This window comes from Treponema sp. R8-4-B8 (assembly GCF_054786175.1).
In genome coordinates, this window is record NZ_BDHE01000191.1 from 1 (window position 1) to 728 (window position 728).

General features: G+C 43.1%; 2 protein-coding genes. Both read left to right on the forward strand.

What is annotated here, in order from left to right:
• Window positions 1–238 (forward strand): transcriptional regulator (locus tag ACYVRA_RS07815; protein ID WP_461252174.1); only part of this gene is annotated, 238 nt, incomplete at its 5' end.
• 76 nt (window positions 239–314) lie between these two features.
• Window positions 315–728, forward strand: a 414-nt coding sequence (locus tag ACYVRA_RS07820; RefSeq protein WP_461252175.1) for a purine-nucleoside phosphorylase, incomplete at its 3' end; no start/stop codon positions are given.

Here is a 728-nt window from a genome sequence, read left to right on the forward strand (position 1 = left end):
GACATCCAAGTCCATGATTGAGGCAAAGAAAGCGCCTCTCACCGACAAGAACATAAAACTAATCTGCGCCACTTTTGCAACTGACGTAAATTGGCTTAGAACCGGAAAAGGCGAAATGTTTGGCGTACAATCGCCTTATGAAAAAGAGCTTTTGGAAACTTTTAGCAAACTGACGGCAGATACTCAAGAGTTTATTCTGGAGATGGCAAAAAGCCTGCTGAAAAGGCAGAAAAAATGAATAGGTAACGGCCTAATTCAATAAAGTATTGAAATTTTTTTGTTTGTTAATTAATATTTCTAATAAGGAAGAAAAAATGTCGATTCATATTGCAGCGAAAGAAGGGGATATTGCCGAAGCGGTTTTACTGCCGGGCGATCCGTTAAGGGCAAAATTTGTAGCGGAGAATTTTCTTGAAAAACCGGTACAATACACTAGCGTTAGAAATATTCTTGGGTTTACAGGAACCTACAAAGGGGAAAGAGTCTCCGTTCAGGGAACAGGTATGGGAATCCCTTCTATTTCTATCTATGTAAATGAGTTATTCCGGGAATACGGGGTAAAACGGGCAATCCGCATCGGAACGGCGGGGGCGATTAATAAAGACGTAAAAATACGCGACATTGTTCTCGCGATGTCGGCCTGTACCGACTCAAACGCAAACCATATCCGTTTTGGCGGGAGAAGGTACGGCCCCCCCGCGACATTTTCCCCGTTAACAACAGCGTCG